Source organism: Desulfobaculum sp. SPO524, assembly GCF_044987625.1.
Classification (GTDB): Bacteria; Desulfobacterota; Desulfovibrionia; order Desulfovibrionales; family Desulfovibrionaceae; genus Desulfobaculum.
Map to the genome: position 1 here is coordinate 1,107,270 of NZ_JBJDSB010000002.1, position 25,899 is coordinate 1,133,168.

At 61.2% G+C, this 25,899-nt stretch carries 21 protein-coding genes; 9 read left to right on the forward strand and 12 right to left on the reverse strand.

Going from position 1 to position 25,899, the window contains the following annotated elements; translation table 11 throughout:
• Positions 1-5 precede the first annotated feature (5 nt).
• The 11 genes from ACI3L3_RS10505 to ACI3L3_RS10555 all read right to left on the reverse strand — a co-directional run bounded on the left by ACI3L3_RS10505 (position 6) and on the right by ACI3L3_RS10555 (position 15,810).
• Positions 6-1,454 (reverse strand): TrkH family potassium uptake protein, encoded by a 1,449-nt coding sequence (locus ACI3L3_RS10505; RefSeq protein ID WP_404845060.1) that lies wholly within the window; start codon positions 1,452-1,454, stop codon positions 6-8.
• Complete coding sequence (trkA, locus tag ACI3L3_RS10510) at positions 1,455-2,822, reverse strand: Trk system potassium transporter TrkA (protein ID WP_404845061.1); 1,368 nt, start codon at positions 2,820-2,822, stop codon at positions 1,455-1,457.
• 1,182 nt (positions 2,823-4,004) lie between these two features.
• Positions 4,005-4,268 carry a 30S ribosomal protein S20 gene (rpsT, locus tag ACI3L3_RS10515; RefSeq protein ID WP_404845062.1) on the reverse strand — a complete coding sequence of 88 codons (264 nt, stop codon included), beginning with the start codon at positions 4,266-4,268 and terminating at the stop codon, positions 4,005-4,007.
• Positions 4,269-4,533: 265 nt separating this feature from the next.
• Entirely contained in the window at positions 4,534-6,624 is a 2,091-nt protein-coding gene (gene glyS, locus ACI3L3_RS10520) for a glycine--tRNA ligase subunit beta (protein ID WP_404845063.1), read from the reverse strand.
• 21 nt (positions 6,625-6,645) lie between these two features.
• Entirely contained in the window at positions 6,646-7,515 is an 870-nt protein-coding gene (gene glyQ, locus ACI3L3_RS10525; protein WP_404845064.1) for a glycine--tRNA ligase subunit alpha, read from the reverse strand.
• A 54-nt stretch (positions 7,516-7,569) separates the two neighbouring features.
• Positions 7,570-8,319: a DNA repair protein RecO gene (recO, locus tag ACI3L3_RS10530; RefSeq protein ID WP_404845065.1), complete on the reverse strand. Its 750-nt coding sequence runs from the start codon at positions 8,317-8,319 to the stop codon at positions 7,570-7,572.
• A gap of 18 nt (positions 8,320-8,337) precedes the next feature.
• Positions 8,338-9,315 carry a helix-turn-helix domain-containing protein gene (locus tag ACI3L3_RS10535; protein ID WP_404845066.1) on the reverse strand — a complete coding sequence of 326 codons (978 nt, stop codon included), beginning with the start codon at positions 9,313-9,315 and terminating at the stop codon, positions 8,338-8,340.
• 125 nt (positions 9,316-9,440) lie between these two features.
• Positions 9,441-10,379: a SurA N-terminal domain-containing protein gene (locus tag ACI3L3_RS10540; RefSeq protein WP_404845067.1), complete on the reverse strand. Its 939-nt coding sequence runs from the start codon at positions 10,377-10,379 to the stop codon at positions 9,441-9,443.
• Between the two features lie 228 nt (positions 10,380-10,607).
• On the reverse strand, positions 10,608-11,705 hold the full coding sequence (locus tag ACI3L3_RS10545; RefSeq protein WP_404845068.1) for a peptidylprolyl isomerase: 1,098 nt from the start codon (positions 11,703-11,705) through the stop codon (positions 10,608-10,610).
• The gene (mfd, locus tag ACI3L3_RS10550; protein WP_404845226.1) at positions 11,702-15,163 is read right to left on the reverse strand and encodes a transcription-repair coupling factor; all 3,462 of its coding nucleotides are present in this window, start codon (positions 15,161-15,163) and stop codon (positions 11,702-11,704) included. Before mfd ends, ACI3L3_RS10545 begins: the two co-directional genes overlap by 4 nt.
• 170 nt (positions 15,164-15,333) lie before the next feature.
• The gene (locus ACI3L3_RS10555) at positions 15,334-15,810 is read right to left on the reverse strand and encodes a chemotaxis protein CheW (protein WP_404845069.1); all 477 of its coding nucleotides are present in this window, start codon (positions 15,808-15,810) and stop codon (positions 15,334-15,336) included.
• Positions 15,811-16,106: 296 nt separating this feature from the next.
• On the opposite strand from ACI3L3_RS10555, the gene ACI3L3_RS10560 reads away from it, so the two are divergent.
• On the forward strand, positions 16,107-16,328 hold the full coding sequence (locus ACI3L3_RS10560; protein ID WP_404845070.1) for a hypothetical protein: 222 nt from the start codon (positions 16,107-16,109) through the stop codon (positions 16,326-16,328).
• A 245-nt stretch (positions 16,329-16,573) separates the two neighbouring features.
• On the opposite strand, the gene ACI3L3_RS10565 is transcribed toward ACI3L3_RS10560, so the two are convergent.
• The gene (locus ACI3L3_RS10565; protein ID WP_404845071.1) at positions 16,574-17,920 is read right to left on the reverse strand and encodes a UDP-glucose dehydrogenase family protein; all 1,347 of its coding nucleotides are present in this window, start codon (positions 17,918-17,920) and stop codon (positions 16,574-16,576) included.
• Between the two features lie 267 nt (positions 17,921-18,187).
• Between ACI3L3_RS10565 and ACI3L3_RS10570 the strand changes: the two genes are divergently transcribed.
• From ACI3L3_RS10570 to ACI3L3_RS10605, 8 genes are all read left to right on the forward strand, one after another.
• On the forward strand, positions 18,188-18,913 hold the full coding sequence (locus ACI3L3_RS10570; RefSeq protein ID WP_404845072.1) for a pyridoxine 5'-phosphate synthase: 726 nt from the start codon (positions 18,188-18,190) through the stop codon (positions 18,911-18,913).
• Positions 18,914-18,921: 8 nt separating this feature from the next.
• On the forward strand, positions 18,922-19,299 hold the full coding sequence (locus ACI3L3_RS10575) for a holo-[acyl-carrier-protein] synthase (protein WP_404845073.1): 378 nt from the start codon (positions 18,922-18,924) through the stop codon (positions 19,297-19,299).
• A gap of 1 nt (position 19,300) precedes the next feature.
• Complete coding sequence (locus ACI3L3_RS10580) at positions 19,301-20,869, forward strand: NAD(P)H-hydrate dehydratase (RefSeq protein WP_404845074.1); 1,569 nt, start codon at positions 19,301-19,303, stop codon at positions 20,867-20,869.
• Complete coding sequence (locus ACI3L3_RS10585; protein WP_404845075.1) at positions 20,862-21,332, forward strand: CBS domain-containing protein; 471 nt, start codon at positions 20,862-20,864, stop codon at positions 21,330-21,332. Before ACI3L3_RS10580 ends, ACI3L3_RS10585 begins: the two co-directional genes overlap by 8 nt.
• Positions 21,333-21,338: 6 nt before the next feature.
• Entirely contained in the window at positions 21,339-21,815 is a 477-nt protein-coding gene (tsaE, locus tag ACI3L3_RS10590) for a tRNA (adenosine(37)-N6)-threonylcarbamoyltransferase complex ATPase subunit type 1 TsaE (RefSeq protein ID WP_404845076.1), read from the forward strand.
• A 64-nt stretch (positions 21,816-21,879) separates the two neighbouring features.
• Positions 21,880-23,112 (forward strand): aspartate kinase, encoded by a 1,233-nt coding sequence (locus ACI3L3_RS10595; protein ID WP_404845077.1) that lies wholly within the window; start codon positions 21,880-21,882, stop codon positions 23,110-23,112.
• A gap of 4 nt (positions 23,113-23,116) precedes the next feature.
• On the forward strand, positions 23,117-24,763 hold the full coding sequence (cimA, locus tag ACI3L3_RS10600; RefSeq protein WP_404845078.1) for a citramalate synthase: 1,647 nt from the start codon (positions 23,117-23,119) through the stop codon (positions 24,761-24,763).
• Between the two features lie 82 nt (positions 24,764-24,845).
• Complete coding sequence (locus ACI3L3_RS10605; protein ID WP_404845079.1) at positions 24,846-25,670, forward strand: MBL fold metallo-hydrolase; 825 nt, start codon at positions 24,846-24,848, stop codon at positions 25,668-25,670.
• Positions 25,671-25,899 lie beyond the last annotated feature (229 nt).

Below are 25,899 nucleotides of genomic sequence, written 5' to 3' on the forward strand. Positions count from 1 at the left end.
CGCAGCTACTTTCGCCAGAACTCCGGGACGAAGAGGATAATGACGGTGTAGATTTCAAGACGCCCGAGCAGCATGCAGAAGACGAGCAGCCATTTGCCCAGCTGCGGAATCTCCGCATAGTTGTCCGTGGGGCCCACGCCGCCAAGACCGGGGCCAATGTTGCCAATACAGGCGACCACGGACGAAAACGCCGTCACAATGTCCACGCCCATGGCCGCCAGATAAAACGACGACAGGATGAACAGGCCAAGGAACAGCAAAAAGAATCCGGTGATGGAGTTCATCACTTCCGGGGGCACGTTCTTGCCGCCCAGCTTCACGCGCGTCACCGCGCGGGGATGGATAAGGCGGTACAGTTCGTTATAGGCGTGCTTGAACAGCAGCAGGACGCGCATGCACTTGATGCCGCCGCCCGTAGAACCGGCGCAGCCGCCAAGAAACATCAGCGTAAACAACAGGGCCTGTGGGAGCGGCGTCCAGATTTCATAGTCCGCCGTGGCGTAGCCCGTGGTGGTGACGATGGACGCCACCTGAAAGGACGTATACCGCAGGGACTCCCAAAACGATTCATAATTCACGCCCCACACGGAGAACGTGGACACCAGCGTAAAAATGCCAAAGATGCCCATGAAGAAACGGAATTCCGGGTCGCGCCACATAAGCAGCGGACGCCCACGCAGCAGCTGGTAATGCAGGGAAAAATTGACGCCGGCCAGCAGCATGAACACCGTGATGACCACATCAAAGTACACGCTGTCGTATGCGGCAATGGACGTGTTGCGCGTGGAGAAACCACCCGTCGCCATGGTGCCGAAGGTATGGCACAGCGACTCGAACATATCCATGCCGCCCAGCAGCAGGAGCACGGCTTCCACCACGGTGAACAGCACGTACACCTTCCACAGCAGCGATGCGGTATCCTTAATGCGCGGCTTCAGCTTGTCCGGGACGGGTCCCGGCACTTCGGCCTTGTATAGCTGCATGCCGCCAACGCCGAGGAACGGCAAAATGGCAAGCGACAGCACAATAATGCCCATGCCGCCCAGCCAATGCGTCAGGCTGCGCCACATGAGCAGGCCGCGCGGGACGGCCTCGATGTTCGACAGCACCGACGCGCCCGTCGTCGTAAAGCCCGAAATGGACTCGAACAGGCAATCCGTGAAGGTCGGCAGCATATCGCCAAACCAAAACGGCAACGCGCCGACAAATCCTGCCGCCAGCCAGCCCAATGCCACGATGGCCATGCCCTCGCGGTGGTTCATGGGTGCGGCCTCGGTATCGCGGAACAGATAGAACAGCCCCGCACCACAGGTTGCCGCCACGCTGATGGCCTTCATCAGCGGCAGAGTCCCCGCATCGTCGTAGTAGAGGGAAAAGCCCAGTGCAAAGAGCATGGAAACGCCCACACTGAGCAAAATGGCCCCCACGATGTGCAGGGTGTAGCGCCAGCGCATTTAGAACGTCTCCAGCTTCACCGTCAGGCGTTTTTCAACACGGGAAATATTCTTGGCCGTACTCAGCAGGATGATTCTGTCGCCCGGATGGATAACGGTATCGCCCGTGGGGAAGATAACCTTCTCGCCACGCACCAGCGCCAGAATCAGCGCGCCCTTGGGCAGGTGCAGGTCCTTCACGGACTTGCCGACAATGTCGGAGTGCTCCTGCGCAACGGCCTCCAGCGCTTCGGCGGCTTCGCCCTTGATGGACGCCGCAGACAGCACCTTGCCCTGCCGCATATACTGGAGGATGGAATTCACGGCGGACAGCCGCGGACTCACGGTATTCTCAATGCCGATGGCGCGCACCAGCGGAAAGTACGCAAACTTGTCAATACGCGTCACCGCGCGCGCCGCGCCAAGGTTCTTCGCCAACAGCGACGTCAGGATATTCGTTTCCTCATCGCCGGTCAGCGAGATAACCATATCCATGTCCGGCACGTTTTCTTCCAGCAGCAATTCCTGGTCCGTTCCATCGCCGCGCAGGACAAGCGTCCGGTCCAGAATCTGCGCCAGCTCCTGACAGGAATCCGCGCCCTGATCCACCAGCTTCACATGCATATTCTTCATGCGCTCCAGCCGCTGGGCCAGCCGCAGACCAATGTCGCCGCCGCCGATGATAAGCACATCGCGCACCGGGCGGAAAAGGCTGCCAAAATGCTTCATAATGGCCGGCAGGTCTTCATCGCGGCACACAAAATAGACAAGGTCGCCCTTGTGGATGAAATCCTCACCCGACGGGATAATCAGCTTCTCGCCGCGCACAATGGCCGCGATGATGATATCCACCCCGCCCATCTCGTCGCGGATGCCAGCCAGCCCACTGCCCACCACGGGGCTGTTCTCGGAGACGTTCAGGCCAATGAGCTTCACGTGGCCATCAGCAAACTCGTTCACCTCCTCGGCGTCCGGCAGGCTGATGATGCGCTCAATGGTCTTCACCACCTCAACATCAGGATTGATGATTTTATCAATGGGCAGCACCACCGTGCCGCGCGTCTCCTGAAAGTCGATGTACTCGTCCTTACGGATGCGAGCCAGCTTCACGATGTCCGGAGCCAGCGCCTTGGCAAAGGTGCACGCTATGATGTTGATTTCGTCGCTGTCCGTGACGGCAAGCAGTACATCCGCCTCCGCAACGCCAGCAGCGTCAAGGATGGCCGGATCACTGCCAGAACCCGCAACGGTCTGGACGTCCAAGTATTCCGTAATGCGCTTGAGCGCATTCGCGTCCTTGTCGATAACGACAACTTCCTTGGACTCTGTGGAAAGCCGCCGGGCAATGTGAAATCCCACTTCGCCCGCGCCGATGATGATGACTTTCAAGGGTTCGCTCGCTTTTTTCCAAAAGATAAGAGGAAACTGTGTCGTGGCACCCTTACTGGAAAACCCTACTCAAATCCAGTGCCGACTGCACCCCCAAAAATCATACCCAAGGGCACCACTAGGCCCGCCGGGCATAACGCCACAGGGGCGCTGTGGCGGGCCGGGTCGTTGCGCCACATGCAAGCCCCAGCCTCCGGCGGCTTAAGGGCGTTGCCCTTAAGAATCCCAACATTGGGGTGGGTACGGGGCATAGGGCAACAACATGGGCAAACCCAGCCCTCTGCCCTAACCAGCCACCCGCCGCGCCCCAACATACCTTCCCCCAATATCGGATTCTTAAGGATGGAATCCTTAAGTCCCCGAAGGGAATACATGTATGGCGTCAGGCCAACGTCTGCCACGGGCGCACGCTATGCGTCACGGCGCTGGCGGCGCTGTAGCGGGCCGGGTCGTTGCGCCGCATGCAAGCCCCAGCCTCCGGCGGCTTAAGGGCGTTGCCCTTAAGAATCCCAACATTGGGGTGGGTACGGGGCCTAGAGGCAACAACATGGGCAACCCCAGCCCTCTGCCCTAACCAACCACCCGCCGCGCCCCAACACTCCTTCCCCCAATATCGGATTCTTAAGGATGGAATCCTTAAGTCCCCGAAGGGAATACATGTATGGCGTCAGACCAACGTCTGCCACGGGCGCACGCTATGCGTCACGCCACAGGGGCGCTGTAGCGGGCCGGGTCGCTGCGCCGCATGCAAGACCCAGCCTCCGGCGGCTTAAGGGCGTTGCCCTTAAGAATCCCAACATTGGGGTGGGTACGGGGCCTAGAGTCAACAACATGGGCAACCCCAGCCCTCTGCCCTAACCAGCCACCCGCCGCGCCCCAACATACCTTCCCCCAATATCGGATTCTTAAGGATGGAATCCTTAAGTCCCCGAAGGGAATACATGTATAGCGTCAGACCAACGTCTGCCACGGGCGCACGCTATGCGTCACCACAAAAAAGCACTGCGCCACGGCACACCAATCGCCCTAACAGGCTAGTCCGCCTGACGAAACATGTTTTGTCAAGAGCGGGGAGATGAATTTGGGGGGGAAGGATAGAAGGAAGGAGCTAGGGAAACGACAAAAACCCGCCGCGCAGGGCGCGGCGGGTATCGGGTCGTATTTCTGACTCGTCAGTAGGCTCTAGGCGAGCTTGTTGACGGCCAGGGAGAGGCGGGAGATCTTGCGGGCGGCGGTGCGCGCGTGCAGGACCTTCTTGGAAGCGGCCTTGTCCAGCAGGACGACGGCGGACTTCAGAGCGGACTGAGCCTGCTCTTTGTCGTTGGCTTCCACAGCCTGGCGAACGGACTTGACCACGTTCTTGATACGGGTCTTGACGGTGCGGTTGCGAGCGTTGCGCTTCAGGCTCTGACGGTGCCTCTTAATGGCGGATTTGTGATTAGCCAAGGTTCTTCCTCCTGAGAAAACTTATATTTCTACATTATCTTGCGGTTCTTGCGTTCAAGGAGATTGGTGCAATAAACGGTAGCGTACCCTTTGTCAAGGGATTTCGCAACGCCTACATCCAATCCCGTCTCCTCTGCGGAGCGAAAATCCGGTGCTTGTGTCGCCTTTGCCCTGCCCCTAGCCTGCCGTCTTTGCTCATAACGGCGGGGAAATTGGGAGAACTCAGGCGCGCCAGCCCGGGGCGCTCCGGCATTCCAACTGTCAACTAGACTTGCAGTGCGGAAAAGTCCGCCAGCAGTCCAAGGCGCGAAACGAGCGCGGTCAGCAGGTTGAGCCTGTTCGTGCGCAGGTCGTCTTCCTTGCACATGACCATGACGTTGTCGAAGAAGGCGTCCACGTCGGGGCGCAGGTCGCGCAGCAGACCCATGAGGCTGGCAAAGTCGTCCTTGCCCCACAGCTCTTCCCACTTGGGCGCAATTTCCTTGAGGCGTGCTGCCAGTGCCTTTTCGGCGTCCTCGATAAGCAGGTCTTCGGTGTAGTCACCGGTGAGGGCGATGTCGCCCTTGCTGCCCTGCTTGACGATGATGTTGGCGGCACGCTTAAAGGTCAGCACGGCCTGTTCGAAGTCGTCGGCCTTGCTGAAGGTGGACAGGGCGTCCACACGGGCAGCAGCAGCCCACAGGTCCGAGAAGCCAGCGCCAAGCGCGGATTCCACAACGAGGGTCTCATAGCCCTTGCCCTGGAAGTATGCCTTCAGTCGATTGGCGAAAAACGCCTTCATCTTGTCGAAAGCCTCGTCGTGCGAGAGCTTCCAATTGATGTCGCCATAGCCTTCCTGCGCCTGACGCAGGAACGCGTCGAGGTCAATGCGCAGGTTGTGCTCCAGCGCGATTCGGCAGATGCCGAGGGCCGCGCGACGGAGAGCGTACGTATCGTTCGCACCGGTGGGCACCTTGTTCAGGCCAAAACAGCCTGCCAGGGTGTCCGCCTTGTCAGCCATGGACAGGAGCGCACCGCTCAGTGAGGATGGGACGGGGCTGTCGGGACCGGCAGGAAGGTACTGTTCGTACAGGGCCTTGGCCACGGCTTCCGATTCGCCGTGCTTTGCGGCATAAATGCCGCCCATAATGCCCTGCAGTTCGTCGAACTCACCAACCATGTCGGAAACGAGGTCCGCCTTTGACAGACGTCCTGCGCGTGCAATGTCCTTTTCCATGGAGGGATCGGTCTGTTTCGCCAGCCATCCACACAGACGCTCCAAACGGCGCGTCTTGTCGCCCATGCTCCCAAGGGGACCGAGGAAGATGACATTGTCGAGCTTGCCAAGCCAGGTGTCGGCTTCGGTCTCGAGGTCAGCCTTCCAGAAGAAGCGTGCGTCTTCAAGGCGGGCACGCAGAACGCGCTCCCAGCCCTTTTTGACCAGCGCAGGGTCCTTGGGTTCAATGTTCAGTACGGGGATGAAGTGCGGCAGCAGCGAGCCGTCCGAGGCCTCCACGCCAAAGCTTTTCTGATGACCTTCCATGCTGGAGAGCAAAACCTCGCGGGGAACGTCGAGGAACGAGGCATCGAAATCACCCAGTATGACAACCGGATGTTCGACAAGGCCGCAGACCTCGTCCAGCAGATCATCATTCCAAACCACAGAGCCACCAACACTGGTAGCAAGGCGGTCGCCTTCGGCGCGAATGAGAGCCTTCCGTTCATCCGCGTCCAGCACCACTTGGCACTTGTCGCGGATGACGTCGAAATATTGTGATGCGTCGGCAATCTCGAAGGGGCCGTGACCCATAACGCGGTGACCGCGGGTGGACCGGCCGGAGGTGACGTCCGCGATGGTGAAGGGAATCACCTGATCGTCAAGGAGCGCCACAAACCAGTGGATGGGGCGGCCAAAGCCGAACTCACGGGCGCCCCAGCGCATCTTCTTCGGGAACTGCAAGGACGCGACGGCCTTTTCGCAGATGGCGGGCAGCAGGTCCGCAGTGCGGTTGCCACCGGTCATTTTACGAACGGCCAGATATTCGCCCTTCTCGGTTTCGAGGATGTAGCAATCCTCAATGCTCACGCCCTGCGTCTTGGCAAAGCCGAGTCCGGCCTTGGTGGGCTCTCCGTCCTCGCCGTAGGCAATGCGCTTCGGCGGTCCGGTAACAAGCTCCTCTTCCCTGCGCTGCTGGGCGCAGACGTCCTCGATGCAGAGGACGATACGGCGGGGCGTGGCGAAGGTCTTCACTTCCCCATGGTCCACTTTGGCTTCGGCAAGGGCGGTGTGCACCAGCTCGCCGAGCTCTTCGTGAAGCCGGGGGAAAAAACGTGCGGGAATTTCTTCCGTTCCTATCTCAAGGACAAATCGGGACATGGGAACCTTCCTCTTTCCGACTTACTTGGCGAGCATGGGATAACCCAGCTCTTCACGCTGGGCGGCATACAGATGGGCAACCCGGGAGGCAACGTTGCGCACGCGGCCGATGTAGGACGTCCGCTCCGTGATGGAGATGGCGCCCCGCGCGTCCAGCATGTTGAACGTATGCGAGCACTTCATGCAGTAGTCGTAGGCGGGCCAAGGCTGACCGGCCTCGCACAGGCGCAGACACTCGGCCTCGTACATGCCGAACAGTTTCAGCAGCATATCGGGGTCGGAAAGGTCGAAGTTGTAGCGGGAGTGCTCCACTTCGCCCTGATGGTGAACATCGCCGTAGGTGATATGGTCATTCCAGGAGAGTTCGTACACGGACTCTTTTTCCTGCAGGTACATGCAGATGCGCTCAAGGCCGTAGGTCAGCTCCACGCTGACGGGGTCCATGTCGATGCCGCCAACCTGCTGGAAGTAGGTAAACTGGGAAATTTCCATGCCGTTCAGCCAGACTTCCCAGCCAAGGCCCCACGCGCCAAGCGTCGGGGACTCCCAGTTATCCTCCACAAAGCGGATGTCATGCTCTGCCGGGTCGATGCCAAGGGCGCGCAGACTGTCGAGATACATCTCCTGCACGTCGTCGGGGGACGGCTTCAGCAGCACCTGAAACTGGTAGAACAGCTGAAGGCGGTTGGGGTTCTCGCCGTAGCGGCCGTCCGTGGGTCGACGCGATGGCTCTACATAGGCAACGCGCCAAGGCTCGGGACCAATGGCCCGCAGAAAGGTCGCCGGGTTAAACGTTCCGGCGCCGGTCTCAACGTCGCACGGCTGCTGGATGGCGCAGCCACGTTCGGACCAGAATTGCTGCAGGGTCAAGATAACATCCTGGAAATGCATATCTTCTCCTTCTTTACATAAACCGGACATAAGGCCCGGAGAAATCGTCTGTTCTCATATTCTGAGGAAACGGCCGTCTTCCCACTTCAGCCCCAGGTGCCAGCGGACAAAGCTGTCCGCCGCATCATACAGGCTTCTGCGGTCCGCGCCCTGCGGCGACAGGGAGCCCCACGTCAGCGGCGCTTCGGTGCGGACCTGTTCCAGAACGGCCACAGCCCCCCGGCTCATGGCAATGCGGCGGCCCGATCCGGGAGAGCAGTCCTCGCAGATCATGCAGCCAGCTTCCACCAAAAGCGAAGGGGCAACCGAAGTCTTTAAGTCTTTTCCGCACTGAGAGCAAGTGCCGAGACAGGGACCGTACCCCTGCTCAAAGGCCACGCGCAACCGGAAAAGTATGGGAAAGATGGGGGAAAGCGTTTCGCAGTGCTCAATGGCGTCGAGCGTATCGCGAAGCAGAGAAAAGCCTGCGGCGGACGTTTCCGGTTCCACATGCACGGCCTCGAAGAACTTCATGCAGTTGGCTGCGGGGCCAAGGCGGGCCGGAGCATTGCGCAACCCGCGGTGGCCGTCAAGCAATGTGCCTTCCGTCAGGGAAAGATACGTCCCACTGCGGCTGCGGGAAAATCCAAAATGAACCAGATTAAACGGATCGAGGCAGCCAAGAAACCGTTTCCGGCTCCGGCTGCCTCCAAATGCGAACGCGGTCAGCAGACCATGCTGGGGGGTAAACATCCGCAGCCACAGGTCCGCCTCGCGAAAGCGCCCTACCCGCAGGATGATGGCTTTGTCCGAAAAATCCTGCATTGGCAGGGAGACCCGCTGTTATTCCGCCGTAAAGCGAAGGGTGCGAACCTGTCCGGGTTCGCCCTTAAAGTCGTAGGGAGCGCCGTTGAGCGTCACGGTAACGCCACCGGCGTTGCCCAGCTTCACGGTCATGTTCTCGGCAAAACGGAGCAGCTTCTGCTGGCCGGGGCGCAGGGTCACGTCCACGGTCACGCCGCCGTTTTCCTCGCCGCCGTCCACTTTGGCCAGCAGCCAGCACACGTCCTTCGCCACAATCTCCACACGCTGGCGCGCCTCGGCGACCTGCGCGGGCTGTTCGGAAGCAACGGGAGCGGCCTCAGTCTGCTCGGGGGCGGACTGCGCCGGAGCGGCAGGCGCGGCCGGAGTCGCTGCGGCGTCCTGCGCCGGGGCTTCTTCGGCCTGCGCGGGGGCGGCGTCTTCAGCCTCGGGCTCGGCCGTGGCGGCCTCCTCTGCTGCAGGCTCGGCGACAGCTTCGGGCTGGGCTTCCTTGACGGACTCCTCAGCCAACTGGTCCAGCGGCGTGGGTTGCTCCACCTCGGCGGGGGCGGCCTCTTCCTGCTGTACAGGCTCGGCCGGAGCCTTTTTGGCGACAAGTTTGTCGTAGGCCATGTAGCCGCCAAAACCGGCAAGGATGACCACGATGGCGGCGATAAAGACCATCAGGTTCGTCTTGCGGCGGTTTTCGTTGTCGAGGGCTTCGGACGCGGCGCGCATAGCGGGTTCGGAGTCAAGCTCCTCGCCGGGGGCGTCGCTCTCCACGGGGTACTCAACAGCCATAACCCCGGCCAGCCGCTCGACATCAAGGCCAAGCAGACGGGCATAGTTGCGCACAAAGCCCTTGGCATAGACCGGATGCGGCAACAGGTCCGGATTGGCCGTTTCAATGGCTTCGATGTTGATTTTGCTGATTTTGGTCTTTTCCACCACTTCGTCGATGGTCAGACCCTGACGTTCCCGCTCCTGTCTAAACAGGTCGCCCAGTTCCTGCAGATTCATTCAGATACTCCGTATTCGATTCCGGGAAGTCGGTCGCTTTGCCCCGTGCGGGGAGCCGCACAGGGATACGCAGTCCGCCCGGATTCCCCGGTGCGGACTGCGGTAGTGGCTTCAATCGGTACTGGTTACAGCTTAATGTCGATAAGCGCGTTTTCCTTCAGCTTGGACATGTACTCTGCAAAGCGCTCTTCCAAGCGCTGCTGGTAGATGGCGTCATAGATGGCGTCGTGGACTTCTTCAATGGGCTGGGTACCTTCGGACTCCACCTGGTTCACGTAAAGCAACGCTTCGTGCCCCTGAATGAAGAACGGCTGCGACATTTCATCTTTGCCCAGACCATCCAGAGCGGACTGCCATTCCGGAGCAAGGTCGCCCCAGCTCATTTCACCAATGCGCCCGCCCTGCCCCATTCCGGGACCCTGCGAATACAGGTCGGCGGCGTCGGCAAAGCTGATTTCTTTCTTTGCGATGCGGTCGCGGAGATTGTCCACATCCACACCCTCGGCGCAGACGATGAGGCTCAGGTCCACGGTGCGGTCGCCGCGGAACTGGTAGCTGTGCTCGTCGTAGTAGCGCTGGATGTCCTCATCGGTGACGGCCACCTTGCGCTTGACCATGTAGCCCAGCAGTTTGTGGCGCAGGATGTCGTCCCGCAGCTTCTGCTTGAACTCATCCACAGTCATGCCTTCCAGCGTCAGTTGCTTCTCAAAGGACGTGCCGTTCAGGTTGGCGCGGGTCTTATAGGACTCCATCTCGTTGTCGACTTCCACGTCGGAGATGTTGATGCCCAGACGCTGCACTTCCTGACGGATGAGGATGTTGTTGACCATGCCGTCCAGCAGCTTGTGCTTGAGCTTCATGATAGACGCCTTGTCGGCCTCGGTCAGCTGGCGGCCCTTGTACCGCTCAAGGTAGGGCTTCACACGCTGATTCAACTCAAAAAGCGTCACGATCTCGCCGTTGACATCGGCAACGACCCTGTCCACAACCTGTCCCGCGAAGGCAGCGGGTGCGGTGGCCAGAACCAATACAGCGGCAAGAATATATCTGGAAAGTCGGTGCAAGGATTTCCTCCGAAAATGATGGTCCGGCCCCGCCGGACAAGGGTTGAGAACTGCCCTGCGCTCACTTGGCGCAGTTGCCTTTCGATAATAGCTTTCACGCCATAATGCAACGCCACTGTGCCACGGCTTACCCCAAAAAATGCCCAAAGGGCGCATTCCCCCGAAAGCAAAACAGGGAGGCATGCGCGCGGCACTCCTCCCTGTGTGGTTTAATCTTCCGGCGTGTGGCTATTTTTCGGCCTTTTTGCCGCCCTCTTCCGCCGTCGCCGCAGCGTCTGCGGACGTGGCGTTTTCTGTGGCATTTTCTGCGGCGCTTTCATCCTTGGCCGGGGCGGCGTTCTGGGGCGCTGTGGACGGCTGCGGCTCTGCGGCGGCATCGTCCTGCACGGGCATACCGTGGTCGTCCAGCAGATGGGTGCTGACCTCAATACTGGCATGTGCCAGCGCATCACTCAGCCACGCGTCAAAGGCCTCGCGCAGTTTGCGCTCCACCAGCACCTTTTCCACCACAGGGTACGCCCGAGACGGGTCCAGCACCTTGGCCGGGCTCTTTTCCAGATAGATAAGGCTCTGGAAGTCCGACTCGCTGGTCATCACCGGGGTGGCGTCTCCGGGGGACAGCGGCTTGAGGGCATTTTTCCAGGCAATGGTCATCCGGTCCTCACGCACGCGAAGCTCGCGGACCTCCACCTGCTCAAATTTTCCTTCGATGGCGTCCACACTGCTGTTTTTGCGGTACAGGTCCACGGCGGACTGCACCGCGTCGCGGCTGGGACCGCTGACGAGATAAATGCGCAGACGGGGCGGCAGGTAGAATTCATTGATATGCTGGCGGTAGTAGGCTTCGGCCTCCTCGTAGCCCAGCGAAATGCCGGGACGCAAAACCTCGCTGAAAAACTTCTCCAGAGCGAGACGGGCGCGCAGCTCCTGCCGCCAGTAGTCGATATCAATATATTCCTCGACGAGGACCTGCTCGAAGGTATCCTCAGGGTAGTCCGCGCGGACTTCGTCCTCCGCGGCCTGCACTTCCTCCTGCGTCACGCCGAGGTCGCGGCGCTCCAACTCCTCGTCCACAAGCTCCTGCACGATAAGGTCGCCAAGCAGGTGCCCATAGTCTTCCTTCAACTGCGCCACACTGGGCGCGGCGTCGAAGGAGGAATCCAGATGCATAAAGTCATATTTCAGTTCCAGACGGTCCAAGGTGATGGGGCGGCCATTCACACGCGCCACAACGCCTTGCTGCTCCCCTTCCCCGGAGCATCCGCCAAGGGCGAAAACGAGCGCCATAAGGACGCAGACGACGCCTATCCTGCTGTTTTTCATCATGTCCTTTCCGTTTCAGTGCGTTCGGTATGGTCTTGTGCTGTGGTATCGGCGGGAAGCAAGGCGGCCAACTCCCGTTCCACTGCGGCGAGGCTTTCGCACACGCCCGTGGCGGCAACGCGAAGCTCCAGCCTGTCCGGCGGCAACATACGCACAGAGCCTTCCTTCTCCTGCACCCACTGCACCAAGCGCTCGGGCGGCACCACGGCGGCGTCTTCGGCAAAGGTCATCACCACGCGGCCCTCGTACACATCGGCCTTGGTCACCTGCAGGCGGCCAAGCAGACGCTTGAGCCGGAGCAGCGCAAAGAACTGCTCCATCTGCTGGGGCGGCACGCCGAAGCGGTCGCGAATCTCGCCGATGAGTTCCTCCAGCGCGCTGGCGGAGTCCGCCGACGACAGCGCCTTGTAGTAGCGCAGACGCTCGCGGGCTTCGGGCATGTATTCTTCGGGGATATGCGCCTCAAAGACGATATTCAGCTCGGGGCTGGTGTCGCGCCGCAGGTCCTCGCCGCGCACGCGGCGGACCTCCTCCTCCAGCATCTCAAGGAACATATCAAGGCCCACCTTGGCCATACTGCCGGACTGCACCTCGCCAAGAATATTGCCCGCGCCGCGAAGCCGCAGGTCCTCCATGGCAATCTGAAAGCCCGCGCCAAGATAGTCCATATCAAGGATAACCTGCAGGCGCTTACGGGTTTTCTCCGGTAATTTATCCAGCGAGGGCACCACAAAGTAGGCGTAGGCCTGTGTGGCACTTCGACCCACACGGCCGCGCAGCTGATACAGTTGCCCAAGGCCAAACAACTGGGCTTGGTCCACAATAAGGGTGTTCGCCTGCGGGAAATCAAGGCCGGATTCCACAATGGCCGTGCACACGAGTATGTCTATCTCGCCGTGCCAGAACTTGTGGATGGTCTCCTCAAGCTCGCGCTCGCGCATCTGACCGTGTGCCATGCCCACACGCGCGCCGGGCACAAGCTCCTGCACGTACTCAACCACGCGGGGCAGACTGCGCACACGGTTGTGTACCCAGAATATCTGGCCCTCGCGGTCCAACTCGCGCTGAACAATGGCGCACAGCGGCTCCTTGTCGCGTTCCAGGATGGAGGTCTGCACGGGCTTACGGTCCACGGGCGGCGTTTCCATAACGCTCAGGCTGCGGATGCCGGAAATGGACAGTTGCAAGGTGCGCGGGATGGGCGTTGCCGTCAGGGCAAGGACGTCGATATCCTTACGCATCTGCTTCAGGCGCTCCTTATCCTTGACGCCGAAGCGCTGTTCTTCGTCGAGGATGAGCAGGCCGATGTTGGGCAGGTGCACGTCCTGCGACAGCAGGCGATGGGTGCCGATAAGGATATCCACCTCACCACGCGCGGCAGCGGCCAGCACGGCCTTTTGCCGCTTGCGCGGAACAAAGCGGCTGAGCAGCCCCACCGTGAGGGGGAAGCTCTCCATCCGGCGCTTAAAGTTCTGGTAATGCTGCTCCGCCAGCACGGTTGTGGGGCATAAAATGGCAACCTGACGGCCATCAAGCGCGGCGCGGAAGGCGGCGCGCATGGCGATTTCCGTCTTGCCGAAGCCCACGTCGCCGCAGATGAGGCGGTCCATAGGTTCGGGCTTTTCCATGTCCGCCAGCACGGCGCGGATGGCCTTTTCCTGATCCGGCGTTTCCTCGAAGCCAAAGGACGCCTCGAACTCGTTGAACATGTCGTCTACGGGCGAATAGGAGTAGCCCTTGGCTACCTTGCGCCACGCATACATTTCCACCAGTTCGCGGGCAATCTTCTCAATGGCCTTGCGGGCGCGCGCCTTGGCGCGGTTCCATCCGGCCCCGCCCAGCTTGTCCAGCGCGGGGGATGCGCCTTCCGGCCCCTTGTAGCGCTGGATGACATCCAGTCGGTCCACAGGCAGATACAGCTTATCGTCGCCGGAGTAGTACAGGAGCAGATAGTCGTTGCTCACACTGCCAAGGTTCAGGCGGTGCAGCCCGCCAAACCGGGATAGCCCCCACTCGCGGTGCACAAGCAGGTCGCCCTCGGACAGGTCCTCATAGGTCTTGAGACCCTTGAAGTCCGCCGCACCGGGCAGCGCCGCGCGGGTGCGCGACGGCTGGATAACGTCTTCACCAAGGATGATGGAGCCGTTCCAGCCGAATTCGATGCCCTGCTTAAAGGACGAGACAAGGGCAAAAATGCCGCGCTGGTCCGGGACATAGGACGTGGCGGGCGTCACGCCGTCCTGCTCCGCCAGCGCCAAAAACTTTTTACGGGACTGCGCGGTGCGAAAGGACAAAATGACCTGCGCGCGCTCCTGCGACCACTTCTTGATGGCCGCCATCAGCGCCTGCCATGGACGGTTGCGGTCGTCCGGCTTCCAGAACAACTCCTCAAAGGCGGCGTAGTTCTTTTCCGGCAATTCGATGCCGTCGCGCTTTTCGCCTATGGTGAGGTCCTCGAAGTGGATTTGCGCGTTGTCCTGCCACATTTTGCGCGCGCCTTCGGCCTGCTGGATGATGACGTTGCGCGGCCTGCGCCAACCAAGGCGCTCGGCCTCCTCATCCAGCGATTCGGTCCAGTCCCATTCCACCTCTTCCATGCGCGTACGTAGACGCCCCGCGCCGCACAGCACCCACGCGGCATCGCGCGGGAGCCATTCGTCCAGGGTGACGGCATCATCATAAAACAGCCCCGGACGGATGGAGCCGGTGCCCTCGTCCAGCATCCGGTTCAGATGCTGCTGCGCTCCGGGGTCCAGCTCGCCAATGCCGCGCAGTTTCTCCCACCGCGCGCGGGCGGCGTCGCACTCCTCGGGCGTAAAGACCGAGGGGGACGCAGGCAGGAGCACCGCCTCGTCCAGCGCCTCACTGGAGCGCTGGGACATGGGGTCGAACAGACGGATGTCGTCCAGCGTGTCGCCGAAGAATTCCAGACGCAAGGGCTTCGGGTAGCCGGGCGCAAAAATATCCAAAATATCGCCACGCATGGCCATTTCGCCGGGGCGCGTCACCATGCCCGTACGCTCGTAGCCCCAGCTGGCGCACTGCTCCAGAATGCTCTCGGACAGAATCTCCTCGCCCCGCGGCAGGACAAGGTGATGGGTGTCGAGAATGCGGCGCGGCGGCCACTTGGGCAGCAGATTGTCCGGCGTCAGCAAAATACCGCGTGCGCCGGAGCCTGTGGCGAGGGAATACAGCGCAGCCCAGCGCGCGGCCCAGCGGCCCGGGTCCGTGGACTTGGCGGGATAGGCGGGAAAGGTCACCCACTTGGAACCGCCAAAGGGGCCGTCGCCCGGAGTCAGCAGGCCAAGCAGCGCCTGCATCTGCACCAGTTCCTTGGTGCCGGGAACAACCATCACCACACTGCGGGAGCGGGCAAGAAGGCCTGCGGCAATTGCCGCCTGTGTACCGGGGCCGGACTTGTAGACGCGACGGGACAGCGCCGCCCCTTCCGGCGACAGCATGCGGCCGGATTGAGCGAACTCCCGCAACTCAGGAGGGAAAAGCAACTGGTTTGTTTCCTTGTTTTTTCGTTTCCACGAATACGCACAACGAAAGACCGCCGCGCGCAACAGCGCAGCGGCGGTCATCATGCCTTGTCAGGCGGCGAGCCGCAACAACTGAAAGGCTGTTTTTACACCTGAGCCAGAACGTCCTTCTCTTCGTTAGAGAGCAGACGGTTCAGATCAAGCAGGATGAGCAGGCGGTCTTCCAGCTTGCCCACACCGCTGATGTACTCCGATTCCAGGCCGGAAACGACGGGCGGCGGCGGCTCGACCGTGTTTGCCGGAATGCGGAGCACCTCAGAAACGGAATCGACAATAAAGCCCACGATCATGTTATTGATCTCAATGACGATGATCCTCGTGTGCTTATCATGATCCCGTGTTGCAAGGCCGAAGCGCCTGCGCAAATCAATAATGGGGATGACGTTGCCGCGAAGGTTGATGACGCCCTCGACAAACGCAGGAGCCTTCGGGACCTTCGTAATCTCCATGGTGCGGATGATTTCCTGCACCTTGAGGATATCGACGCCGAATTCCTCTTCCCCGATGCTGAATGTGACAAGCTGTATCAGCTCAGCATCCTGTCTCTTTTGGGTCTCGTCCATCAGTGTTCTCCTGTGGTGTGAATGAGAATGGCCGACGGCATGGAAGTCATCGCCAATCATTCCGCCAATAACACATAAATAATCCGAAACCGCGCATAAGGCAACACAAACGCGCGGACGGCCCTTTTTCATCGGACTCTGGGCACTTACACAGGCCTTATCGGCAACAGCTCCGAATACTTGACCTTTTTTGTCGTGAAAATCTGTTGCGCTTGCGCCCCTCGTTCATTATCGTACCGCGAGCGCGTCAGGGAAGGTTCCGGGCGCGTGCAGATCACAAGGAGGACGACCCCTGCATGGCACAATTCGCACCACATAAAACGAATTACGCGTTGGAGGATCAGATAAAGACCCTGCGCGACGAAGAGCTTCTCGACTTTTGGGAAGAGGCGCAATATCTGGAAAAATTCCTTCAAGATGAATTTAGTGCAGGAGCCGGAGCACACATCGAATACGAACGCATCATCCTCAAGGAACTCCAATACCGCACCTGCAAACGTTGCGTCAGCACCAGCTAGCCAACCGGCTCAAAATTTCTGCATCTCCACATTTCTCTCACTCTGCATTGACGGAAAGGCCCCCGCTCCACATGGACCGGGGGCTTTTTTGCGCGCGGGCTACGAAAGTCCGCCGAAAGCGGCGCTCCGGTCCCCGGCGCGCCGCCCTGCCCGCTCCTTCCTGCTCACAAAAAAAGAGCCGCCAGACGCAACGTCCAGCGGCTCCTCTGAATGCGAAAAAGCGCCACGCACAAGGCGGGGCTGCGCTACTTCTTGGCTTTCGCCGCAGGGCGGCCAATGCTGAAGTAGGCAAAGCCGTCAGCGGCAAGCTCGGACGGGGAATAGAGGTTGCGGCCATCAAAAATGATGGGGGCGCTCAGCTTTTCCTTAATCTGCGGGAAATCGGGCTTGCGGAACTGGTTCCACTCGGTCACCACGGCCAGCGCGTCCGCATCTTCCAACGCGGCGTACTGCTCGTCCACAATTTCCACAAGGTCGTTGCCTTCCAGCGCCTTGCGGGAGTTCGGCCCGGCAACCGGGTCAAACGCCTTCACGCGCATGCCGCGCTCCGTCAGGTAGCGCACGGTGACAAGCGAGGGAGCCTCGCGGATGTCGTCGGTATTGGCCTTAAACGCCAAGCCCCACAGGGCGAGGGTCTTGCCTTCCACGCCGCCCTGATTGGCGAAGTAGTCCTCAATCTTGCGGGCCACGGAGAACTTCTGGGCGTCGTTCACGGAATCCACGGACTGGAGCAGGCTCGGGGTGTGGCCGTTTTCCAGAGCGGTGGTGATGAGCGCCTTCACGTCCTTGGGGAAGCAGGAGCCGCCATAGCCAACGCCGGGGTAAATGAAGTGGTAGCCAATACGGTGGTCGGAGCCGATGCCAAGGCGCACGTCGCCCACGTCCGCGCCAACGCGCTCGCAGATGTTGGAGATTTCGTTGATGAAGGAGATCTTGGTCGCCAGCATGCAGTTGGCGGCATACTTGGTCATCTCCGCGCTGCGCACGTTCATGACGATGAGCTTTTCGCGGCTGCGGGCAAAGGGCGAGTACAGGGAGCGCATGACTTCCGCCGTCTCGGGATCGTTGGTGCCCAGAATGACGCGGTCGGGCTTCATGAAGTCGCTGACGGCGTCGCCTTCCTTGAGGAACTCGGGGTTGGAGACCACGTCGAACGCAATGGACTCGCCGCGCTTTTCCAGCTCCTCGCTGATGAGGGCGCGCACCTGATCGGCGGTGCCGACGGGCACGGTGGACTTGTCCACGACAATCTTCTTGTCCTTCATATACTGGCCAATCTCGCGGGCCACCTGATGCACGTACTTCAGGTCGCAACTGCCGTCCTCGCGGCAGGGGGTGCCCACGGTGATGAAGACGACCTGTGCATCCTCAAGGCCTTCGGCAAGGCTGGTGGTGAAGCGCAGGCGGCCTTCGGCGTTGTTGCGCTTGACCATTTCCTCAAGACCCGGCTCGTAGATGTGGACCTTGCCGCTTTCAAGGGTTTTGACCACGGCGGGGTTCACGTCCACGCAGGAGACGGCGTTGCCCATCTCGGCAAAGCAGGCCGCACTGACCAGCCCGACATATCCAGTACCAACTATGCAAACATTCATGTATCCAAACCTCGTTTGGTGCTTCGTCTCTGGGGATTTCTTTTGATATAGCGAGAAAAGACGGAATAATAGCGCGCAGGGGCGGCCAAGTCAATGCACGGGCCCACGCCCCGCAGCGCCGCAAAACGCCCCCGCGAGTCCCGGTTTGGCGCGGAAACACAAGCTTTCCCTTGACTTTCGGCCAGTGTTGGCGACAATTTCCTGCGGGCGCCAATACCGCCCCACCTCATTCTCAACTCTGAATCACCTCGCAGAAAGGATCGAAATATGCCTTCACTTGCAGTCAATATCGATCATATCGCCACGCTTCGTCAGGCCCGCCTCGGTAAAGAGCCGGACCCGGTCACCGCCGCCCACCTTTCGGAGCTGGCCGGTGCGCAGTGCATTATCTGCCACCTGCGCGAAGACCGCCGCCACATTCAGGACCGGGACGTGGACCTGCTGCGCGCCACCGTCAAAACCCGCCTGAACCTTGAAATGGCCGCCACTGATGAAATGCAGGGCATCTGCCTGCGCACGCGCCCGGACATCATCTGCCTCGTCCCCGAAAAGCGCGAGGAGCTCACCACCGAGGGCGGCCTTGACGTGGCCTCCCGCGTGGAGGAACTGTCCAACTACTTGGAGCCAATCCACGCGCAGGGCATTGAATCCAGCCTGTTCATCGACGCGGACCCGAAGCAGATTGAAGCCGCCGCCAAAATCGGCAACCAGTATATTGAGATACACACCGGCCACTACGCCGACGCAGAAACCCCGGCGCAGGCCAAGGCCGAGCTGGAAAAAATTCTGGCAGGCATCCGCCTTGCGCAGGACCTTGGCCTGAAGGTGAACCTTGGGCACGGGCTGAACTATGTGAACATTCTGCCCTTTGCCAAGGTTCCCGGCATCAACGAATATTCCATCGGGCACAGCATCATCGCCCGCGCCGCCTACGTGGGCATCACGCAGGCCGTGCGCGAAATGAACGACATCGTCCGCGGATTCGTGGACTAGGAACGCCGATGATAGTTGGGCTTGGTCTGGATGTGGTGGAACTCTCGCGCATTGAGCGCATGCTGGAGAAGCACCCCGAGCGCTTTCTCGCCCGCATCCTGACCCCGGCAGAGCGAGACGCCATGCCGGCACACACACCCGTCCCCTACGTGGCCGCGCGCTTTGCGGCCAAGGAGGCCGCCGCCAAGGCACTTGGCACCGGCATCGCCGAGGGGGTAGGATTTCAGACAATGGAAGTGCAGCGCGAGGCCAGCGGACAGCCGCGCCTCGTCCTGCATGGACCGGCCAAAGACCGCGCAAGAACCCTTGGCGCGGACAACGCACATATCACCCTGACGCATGGCCGCGACATCGCCGCCGCCGTCGTCGTTTTGGAGAAGATGTAGAATGGAGATGTACCACGCAGTCCCCCTGCCCACGCCGGAAGAAATGGCCGCCTGGGACCACGCAACCATTGAGGACTTCGGCCTGAGGCAGGAAGTGCTGATGGAAAATGCCGGCCTTGGCGCCTATGGCGTGCTGGAAGAGGCCATCGGCCCCGTGGAGGGGCTTTTGGCACTGGTGGTCGCCGGTTCCGGCAACAACGGCGGCGACGCGTTCTGCCTCGCCCGCCATCTGGCCAACTCCGGCGCGCAAGTCGTGGTGCTGCACACCGGCAAAAAAAAGGCCTACCGCGGCGCAGCCGCCGTCAATATGCGCCTTGCGCAGAAGATGGGCATCCAGCTTGAATTCCTCGCGCCCGGGCACAGCCTGATTGAAATCTCGCAGGAATACGGCATGCCGGACATCATTGTCGACGGCCTGCTGGGCACCGGGTTCACCGGCGCACTGCGCGAGGACGCCCTGCGCATCGTCGAGGACGTCAACCTGCTTGGCGAGGACTCCTACGTTATGGCGCTGGATACGCCCTCCGGCCTTTCCGGCCTCACGGGCGAGCCGTGTCCCGTCGCCGTCCGCGCCGATGTCACCGTCACTTTTGAGGCCGCAAAACTTGGCCTCGCCCTGCCCGTTGCCACGGAATACACCGGCGACGTGCACGTCTGCGGCATCGGCATCCCCGAATTTATCAAGAACTCCTCCCCGGCCACCTTCGGCATGCTCACCGACGGCGTGCTGGACCTGCTGCCCACCCCGCATCCCGAGATGCACAAGGGCACCGCAGGGCACGTGCTGGTCATTGGCGGCAGCACCGGACTCACCGGCGCGCCGCATCTGGCTGCCCTTGGCGCGCTGCGCGCCGGAGCGGGCATGGTCACCGTAGCCTGCCCCGCCGCCCTCGCGCTGGAGGTCAAGGCCGGTTCCCCGGACATCATGACCCTGCCGCTGGGTTCCGGTTCCAACTGGAACGAAAGCATGGCCCACGACCTGCGCGAGCATCTGCCGCGCTTTACCACCATTCTCATTGGTCCCGGCATGGGCCGCGATGAACGCGCCCTCGGCTTCCTGCGCGCCCTTGCGGAACTGGACCTGCCAAACGTGGTGCTGGACGCCGACGCGCTGTTCTGGCTTGCCGAGGCTCCCGGCCTCATCAAGCACATGGACGCCCCGGCCGTCATCACACCCCACCCCGGCGAAGCGGCCCGCCTGCTCGGCTGCACCACCGACGAAGTGCAGGCCGACCGTCTTGGCCACGCCCTGACGCTGGCCCACAACACGGACAGCGTCACCGTGCTCAAGGGTGCGGGTAGCATCATCGCACTGCCCGATGGCCGCGCCTTTGTTTCGCCCTTTGCCGTATCCAATCTGGCGGTTGCCGGTTCTGGAGACGTGCTTGCCGGACTGGTTGCCAGCCTCATGGCCCGTGCGGCGGACCCCGAGGATGCCGCCTGTCTTGGCGTGTACTGGCACGGCCTTGCCGGAGACCTGCTCGGCGCGGACTACCCCGCCCGTGGCAACACCGCCAGCGAAATCGCCCACGCCCTGCCGCGTGCGCTGAAGGAGACCGTCGATGCTTAAAGCCAAAGACATCATGACCAAGGACCCCATAACGCTCTACCCCGACGACGAAATCACCGTCGCCGCCCAGACCATGCTGGAAAAAGGCATCAACGGCCTGCCCGTACTGGACGAAGGGGGCAGCGTGGTGGGCATCCTGTGCCAGAGCGACCTTGTGGCCCAGCAGAAAAAGCTGAATCTGCCCTCGGTCTTCACCCTGCTGGACGGCATCATTCCCTTTTCCTCCACCCGCGACCTTGAGCGCGAGATGGAAAAGATGACGGCCATGACCGTTGCTCAGGCCATGACGGAATCGCCCGTCACGGTCAGCCCCGAGACCTCCCTTGACGAGGTCGCCTCCATCATCGTGGAAAAGCGCTTCCATACGCTGCCCGTGGTGGATGGCACCCATCTTGTGGGCGTTATCGGCAAGGAAGACATCCTGCGCACCCTCATCCCCCAGCCGTCCGAGGACGATGAATAGCGCGTCATGACCATCACCGTGCATCTTGAAGACGAAGCCGCCACCCTCGCGCTGGGCCAACGCCTGGCGCGGGCGGTGGCGGATGACGCCACAGGGCTGAACGTTTTACTCTGCGGCGAGCTTGGCGCAGGCAAGACCACACTGGTGCGCGGCCTTGTCGCCGCCTTGCCCGGGGGCGAAGACGCCCGCGTCTCCAGCCCCAGCTTCAACATTATGAACCTGTATCCCACCACTCCCGAGACGGCGCACTTTGACCTCTACCGTCTTGAATTTCAGGAACCGGACGAGTCCCTTCTGGAATTCCTCGCCGACGATGAGACCCTTGTGCTTGTGGAGTGGTCGCAGTACCTCGACCGCGAGTTTTGGCCGGGGGATTATCTGCTTCTAACGTGGCAGCCCGCCCAAACGGGCCGCACGCTGGAACTGACGGCTCAGGGCGCAACCGCCACCGCGATTCTCCGCGCCGCCACGCACGAGGGCTAGCCGCCCCGCGTGCCCCAAGGCGCCGCGCAACACACCCCAACACTTAGTGAGGAGCTTAGCTTCAATGGCCATCATCGTTCAGAAGTTCGGCGGCACCTCGGTCGCCAACCTCGACTGCATGCGCAAGGTGCAGACCAAGGTGGAAAAGGCCCTCGCCGACGGGTACAAGGTCGTCGTCGTGCTGTCCGCCATGGCAGGCGAGACAAACCGGCTTATCGACCTTGCCAAGGAATGGTCCACAGCCCCGGACCCAGCCGAGATGGATTCCCTCGTCTCCACGGGCGAACAGGTTTCCGTTGCCCTCTTCTCCATGCTGCTGAAAGACGCAGGGATCAAAGCCCGCTCCATTCTGGGCTTTCAGGCCGAGATCACCACAGACAAAAAATATGGCCGCGCCCGTATTCTGGACATCAACGCCGACAACATGAAACGCCAGCTTGAGGACCACGATGTGTTGGTCGTGGCTGGTTTTCAGGGCTGTGACGACCAGCGCCGCATCACCACGCTGGGCCGTGGCGGCTCGGATACGTCCGCCGTTGCACTTGCCGTTGCAGTTGGGGCCGATCTTTGCGAAATTTTCACTGATGTGGACGGCGTGTACACCACGGACCCCAACATCGTCTCCCGCGCCAAAAAGATCCCCAAAATCTCGTACGACGAGATGCTCGAAATGTCCTCCATGGGCGCCAAGGTCCTGCAGATTCGCTCCGTGGAGTTCGCCAAAAAATACAACATGACCGTTCACGTCCGGTCGACTTTTTCCGACTGTCCCGGAACGTACGTAACCCAGGAGGATGAAAGCATGGAAGCCGTTCTGGTTTCAGGCATCGCATATGACAAGGACCAGGCCCGCGTAACACTTCTGGACGTTGATGACCGTCCCGGTGTGGCGTCGTCGCTGTTCTCGCCCCTTGCCGACGCCGGAATCATCGTCGACATGATCATCCAGAATACCAGCCGCGACGGTGAAAAAACCGACATGACCTTCACCGTGCCCCGCGCCGACCTTGACCAGACCATCAAAATTATTGATGAAATAAAGGAAACCCTCGGTACGCGGCAGACCCTGTACGACGAGCGCGTCTCCAAGGTGTCCGTCATTGGCGTTGGCATGCGCAGCCACTCCGGCGTTGCATCACGCATGTTCCAGGCCCTCAAGGCGGAAGGCATCAATATTTTGATGATCTCCACCTCCGAGATTAAGGTCACCTGCCTCATCGAGGAAAAATACACCGAGTTGGCCGTGCGCACCCTGCACGAATCATTTGAACTGGAGAAAGAAGGAATGAAGTGTTGACGCCATGAAGAAGATCTCCATCTACGATACCACGCTGCGTGACGGAACCCAGGCCGAAGAAATCAGCCTCTCCACTGGCGACAAGATTCGCATTGCCAGAAAGCTTAACGCGCTGGGCGTAGACTATATTGAGGGCGGTTGGCCCGGCTCCAATGAGACCGACCGCGCCTTCTTTACGGAGATTCGTCAATACGATCTATCGCATTCCAAGGTCGCCGCGTTTGGCAGTACATGCAGCCCCCGGTGCTCCGCGCACGAGGACCCAAACCTCGCCGCCCTCATCGCGGCTGCGCCCGACGCGGCGACCCTTTTCGGAAAGACGTGGGACCTGCACGTCACCGAAGCCCTTCGTGTTTCGCACGAGGAGAATCTGGAGCTTATCCGCTCCTCCATCGCCCATATGGGCGCCAACGTGCCCGAGGTCTTCTTTGACGCGGAGCACTTCTTTGACGGCTACAAAGCCAACCCGGACTACGCCGTTGCCTGCCTGAAAGCCGCCCACGAAGCAGGCGCGCAGGTGCTGGTGCTGTGCGACACCAACGGCGGCTGCCTGCCGTACGAGGTGCGCGGCATAGTCGCCGCGGTGCGCGACGCCCTGCCCGGCGACGCCAGCCTTGGCATCCATACGCACAACGATTCCGAAACCGCCGTCGCCAACACCGTCGAGGCCGTCCACGGCGGCGCGGTGCAGGTGCAGGGCACCATCAACGGCTACGGCGAGCGCTGCGGCAACGCCAACCTCTGCTCCATCATTCCCAATCTGGAGCTGAAAAGTAACGGCGCATACCGCTGCCTGCCGGACGGCGGCCTGCGCAAGCTGACCGCCACCAGCCAGTTCGTTTCGGAAATCTGCAACCTGCGCCCCTTTACGCGCCAGCCCTTCGTGGGCAAGTCCGCCTTTGCGCACAAGGGCGGCATCCACGTCAGCGCGGTACTCAAGAATCCCCAAACCTACGAGCATATCCCCCCGGAAACCGTGGGCAACGAGCAGCGCGTGCTGCTCTCGGACCTCTCCGGCCGCAGCAATATTCTGTTCATGGCCAAGAAATACGGCTACGAGCTGGACAAGAACGATTCCGCCGTCCTCGACCTGCTGGCCGAGGTCAAAAACCGCGAGAACATGGGGTACGAGTACTCCACGGCGGAAGCCTCCTTCGAGCTGATGTTCTTTCAGGCCATGGGCTGGTCCAAGCGCTACTTCCAGCTTGTGCGTTTTAACGTGGTCGGCTCCATGCGCCCGGAATACTCCGCGCCCTACGCCGAAGCCACAGTCATGCTCAAGGTGGGCGGCACGGTGGAGCACACCGCCGCCACGGGGCAGGGTCAGGTCAACGCGCTGGACTCCGCACTGCGCAAGGCGCTGGTGCCCTTCTACCCCAATCTCAACGAGATGCGCCTTGTGGACTTTAAGGTCCGCGTGCTGCCCGGCTCGCAAAACGACTCCGACGGCACGGCCTCCGTGGTCCGCGTTCTCATCGAATCCGCAGACACCACGGACCGCTGGACCACCGTTGGCGTGCATTATGACCTCATCCACGCCAGTTGGCAGGCGCTTGTGGATTCCATCAATTACAAGCTGTTCAAAGACGATCCGAAAAAGTTCCCCGTGGGCGGCAAGCACTTTCCCGCCGCGCCCGCCAGCGGGGAGTAGTCATTCTCTCCACCGGGCGCGGCCACCCCGCGCCCGGTGCTGACAGCACAGCAGACGACCTGCGCTCCAAGGAGCCTCGACTATGAGCGTTACCATCACACTCCTCATCGACAACACGGCCCATCTTCCGCACCTCGCTCATGAGCATGGATTTTCCTGCGCCGTTACACCGGCTGACGGCAGCCTGTGGCTATGGGATACCGGCGCCAGCGCGGCCTTTTTGAAAAACGCCGATGCCCTCGGCATTCCGGCGCACGAAGCGCGGGGGATTATCCTTTCGCACGGGCACTGGGACCATGCGGGCGGACTCGCTCCCCTTCTGGAACGCGGCTTTACCGGCGCCGTGTACGCGCACCCCGCCTACCAGCGCGAGCGCTACTCCTGCCACCCCGGCGAGGAGTCCCGATATATCGGCGTCCCCAAGCTCTCCGACCATCTGCCGCGCCCGGACGTGCGCGGCGTAGCAGATGGCTTCAGAATCGGCGACGATATCACCGTGGTGACGGATATCCACCGCGAACCGGGCCAATACGAGGCCACCAAGGACTTCTATACGGATACGGACTGCACGCAGCCCGACTCCGTACCCGACGACGCGTGCCTGCTTATCCCCACCGCCAAGGGCATGGTCCTGCTCCTTGGCTGTTGCCACAGCGGCATGGCTAACACCCTCGGTCATATCCGCGAGCGCTTCGGGCTGGACCAAATCTACGCCGTTATCGGCGGCACGCACCTTATGGACGCGCCGGACTCCGCCATCCGTGAAAGCGTGGACGCCCTCAAGGCGGCGCGCGTTCAGCATATCTATCCCGCGCACTGCACCGGCAAACGCGGCTTTGAAGCGCTGGAAAAACTACTGCCCGGCAAGGTCCACCCCACTGGCGGCGGGCATTCGCTGACGTTCTAAGTGCGCATGCTGTGGCGGCCACGCGCAGGCATACGCCGCCACAGCGCTCCGCGTACGGGGCGGCGTTGCCGTCCTGTTATAACGCCTGGCACGCCCCACTTTGCACAACATTCCCTGCCAGAAGCTCGACACGCGCCCCAAGCAGGTGCAACATCATATGAACCAGCTTCGCCTGCTCCGGGCGCGCCTCGCGCGCCTTGGATTCCGACTCGACGTCTACGGCAGGAGT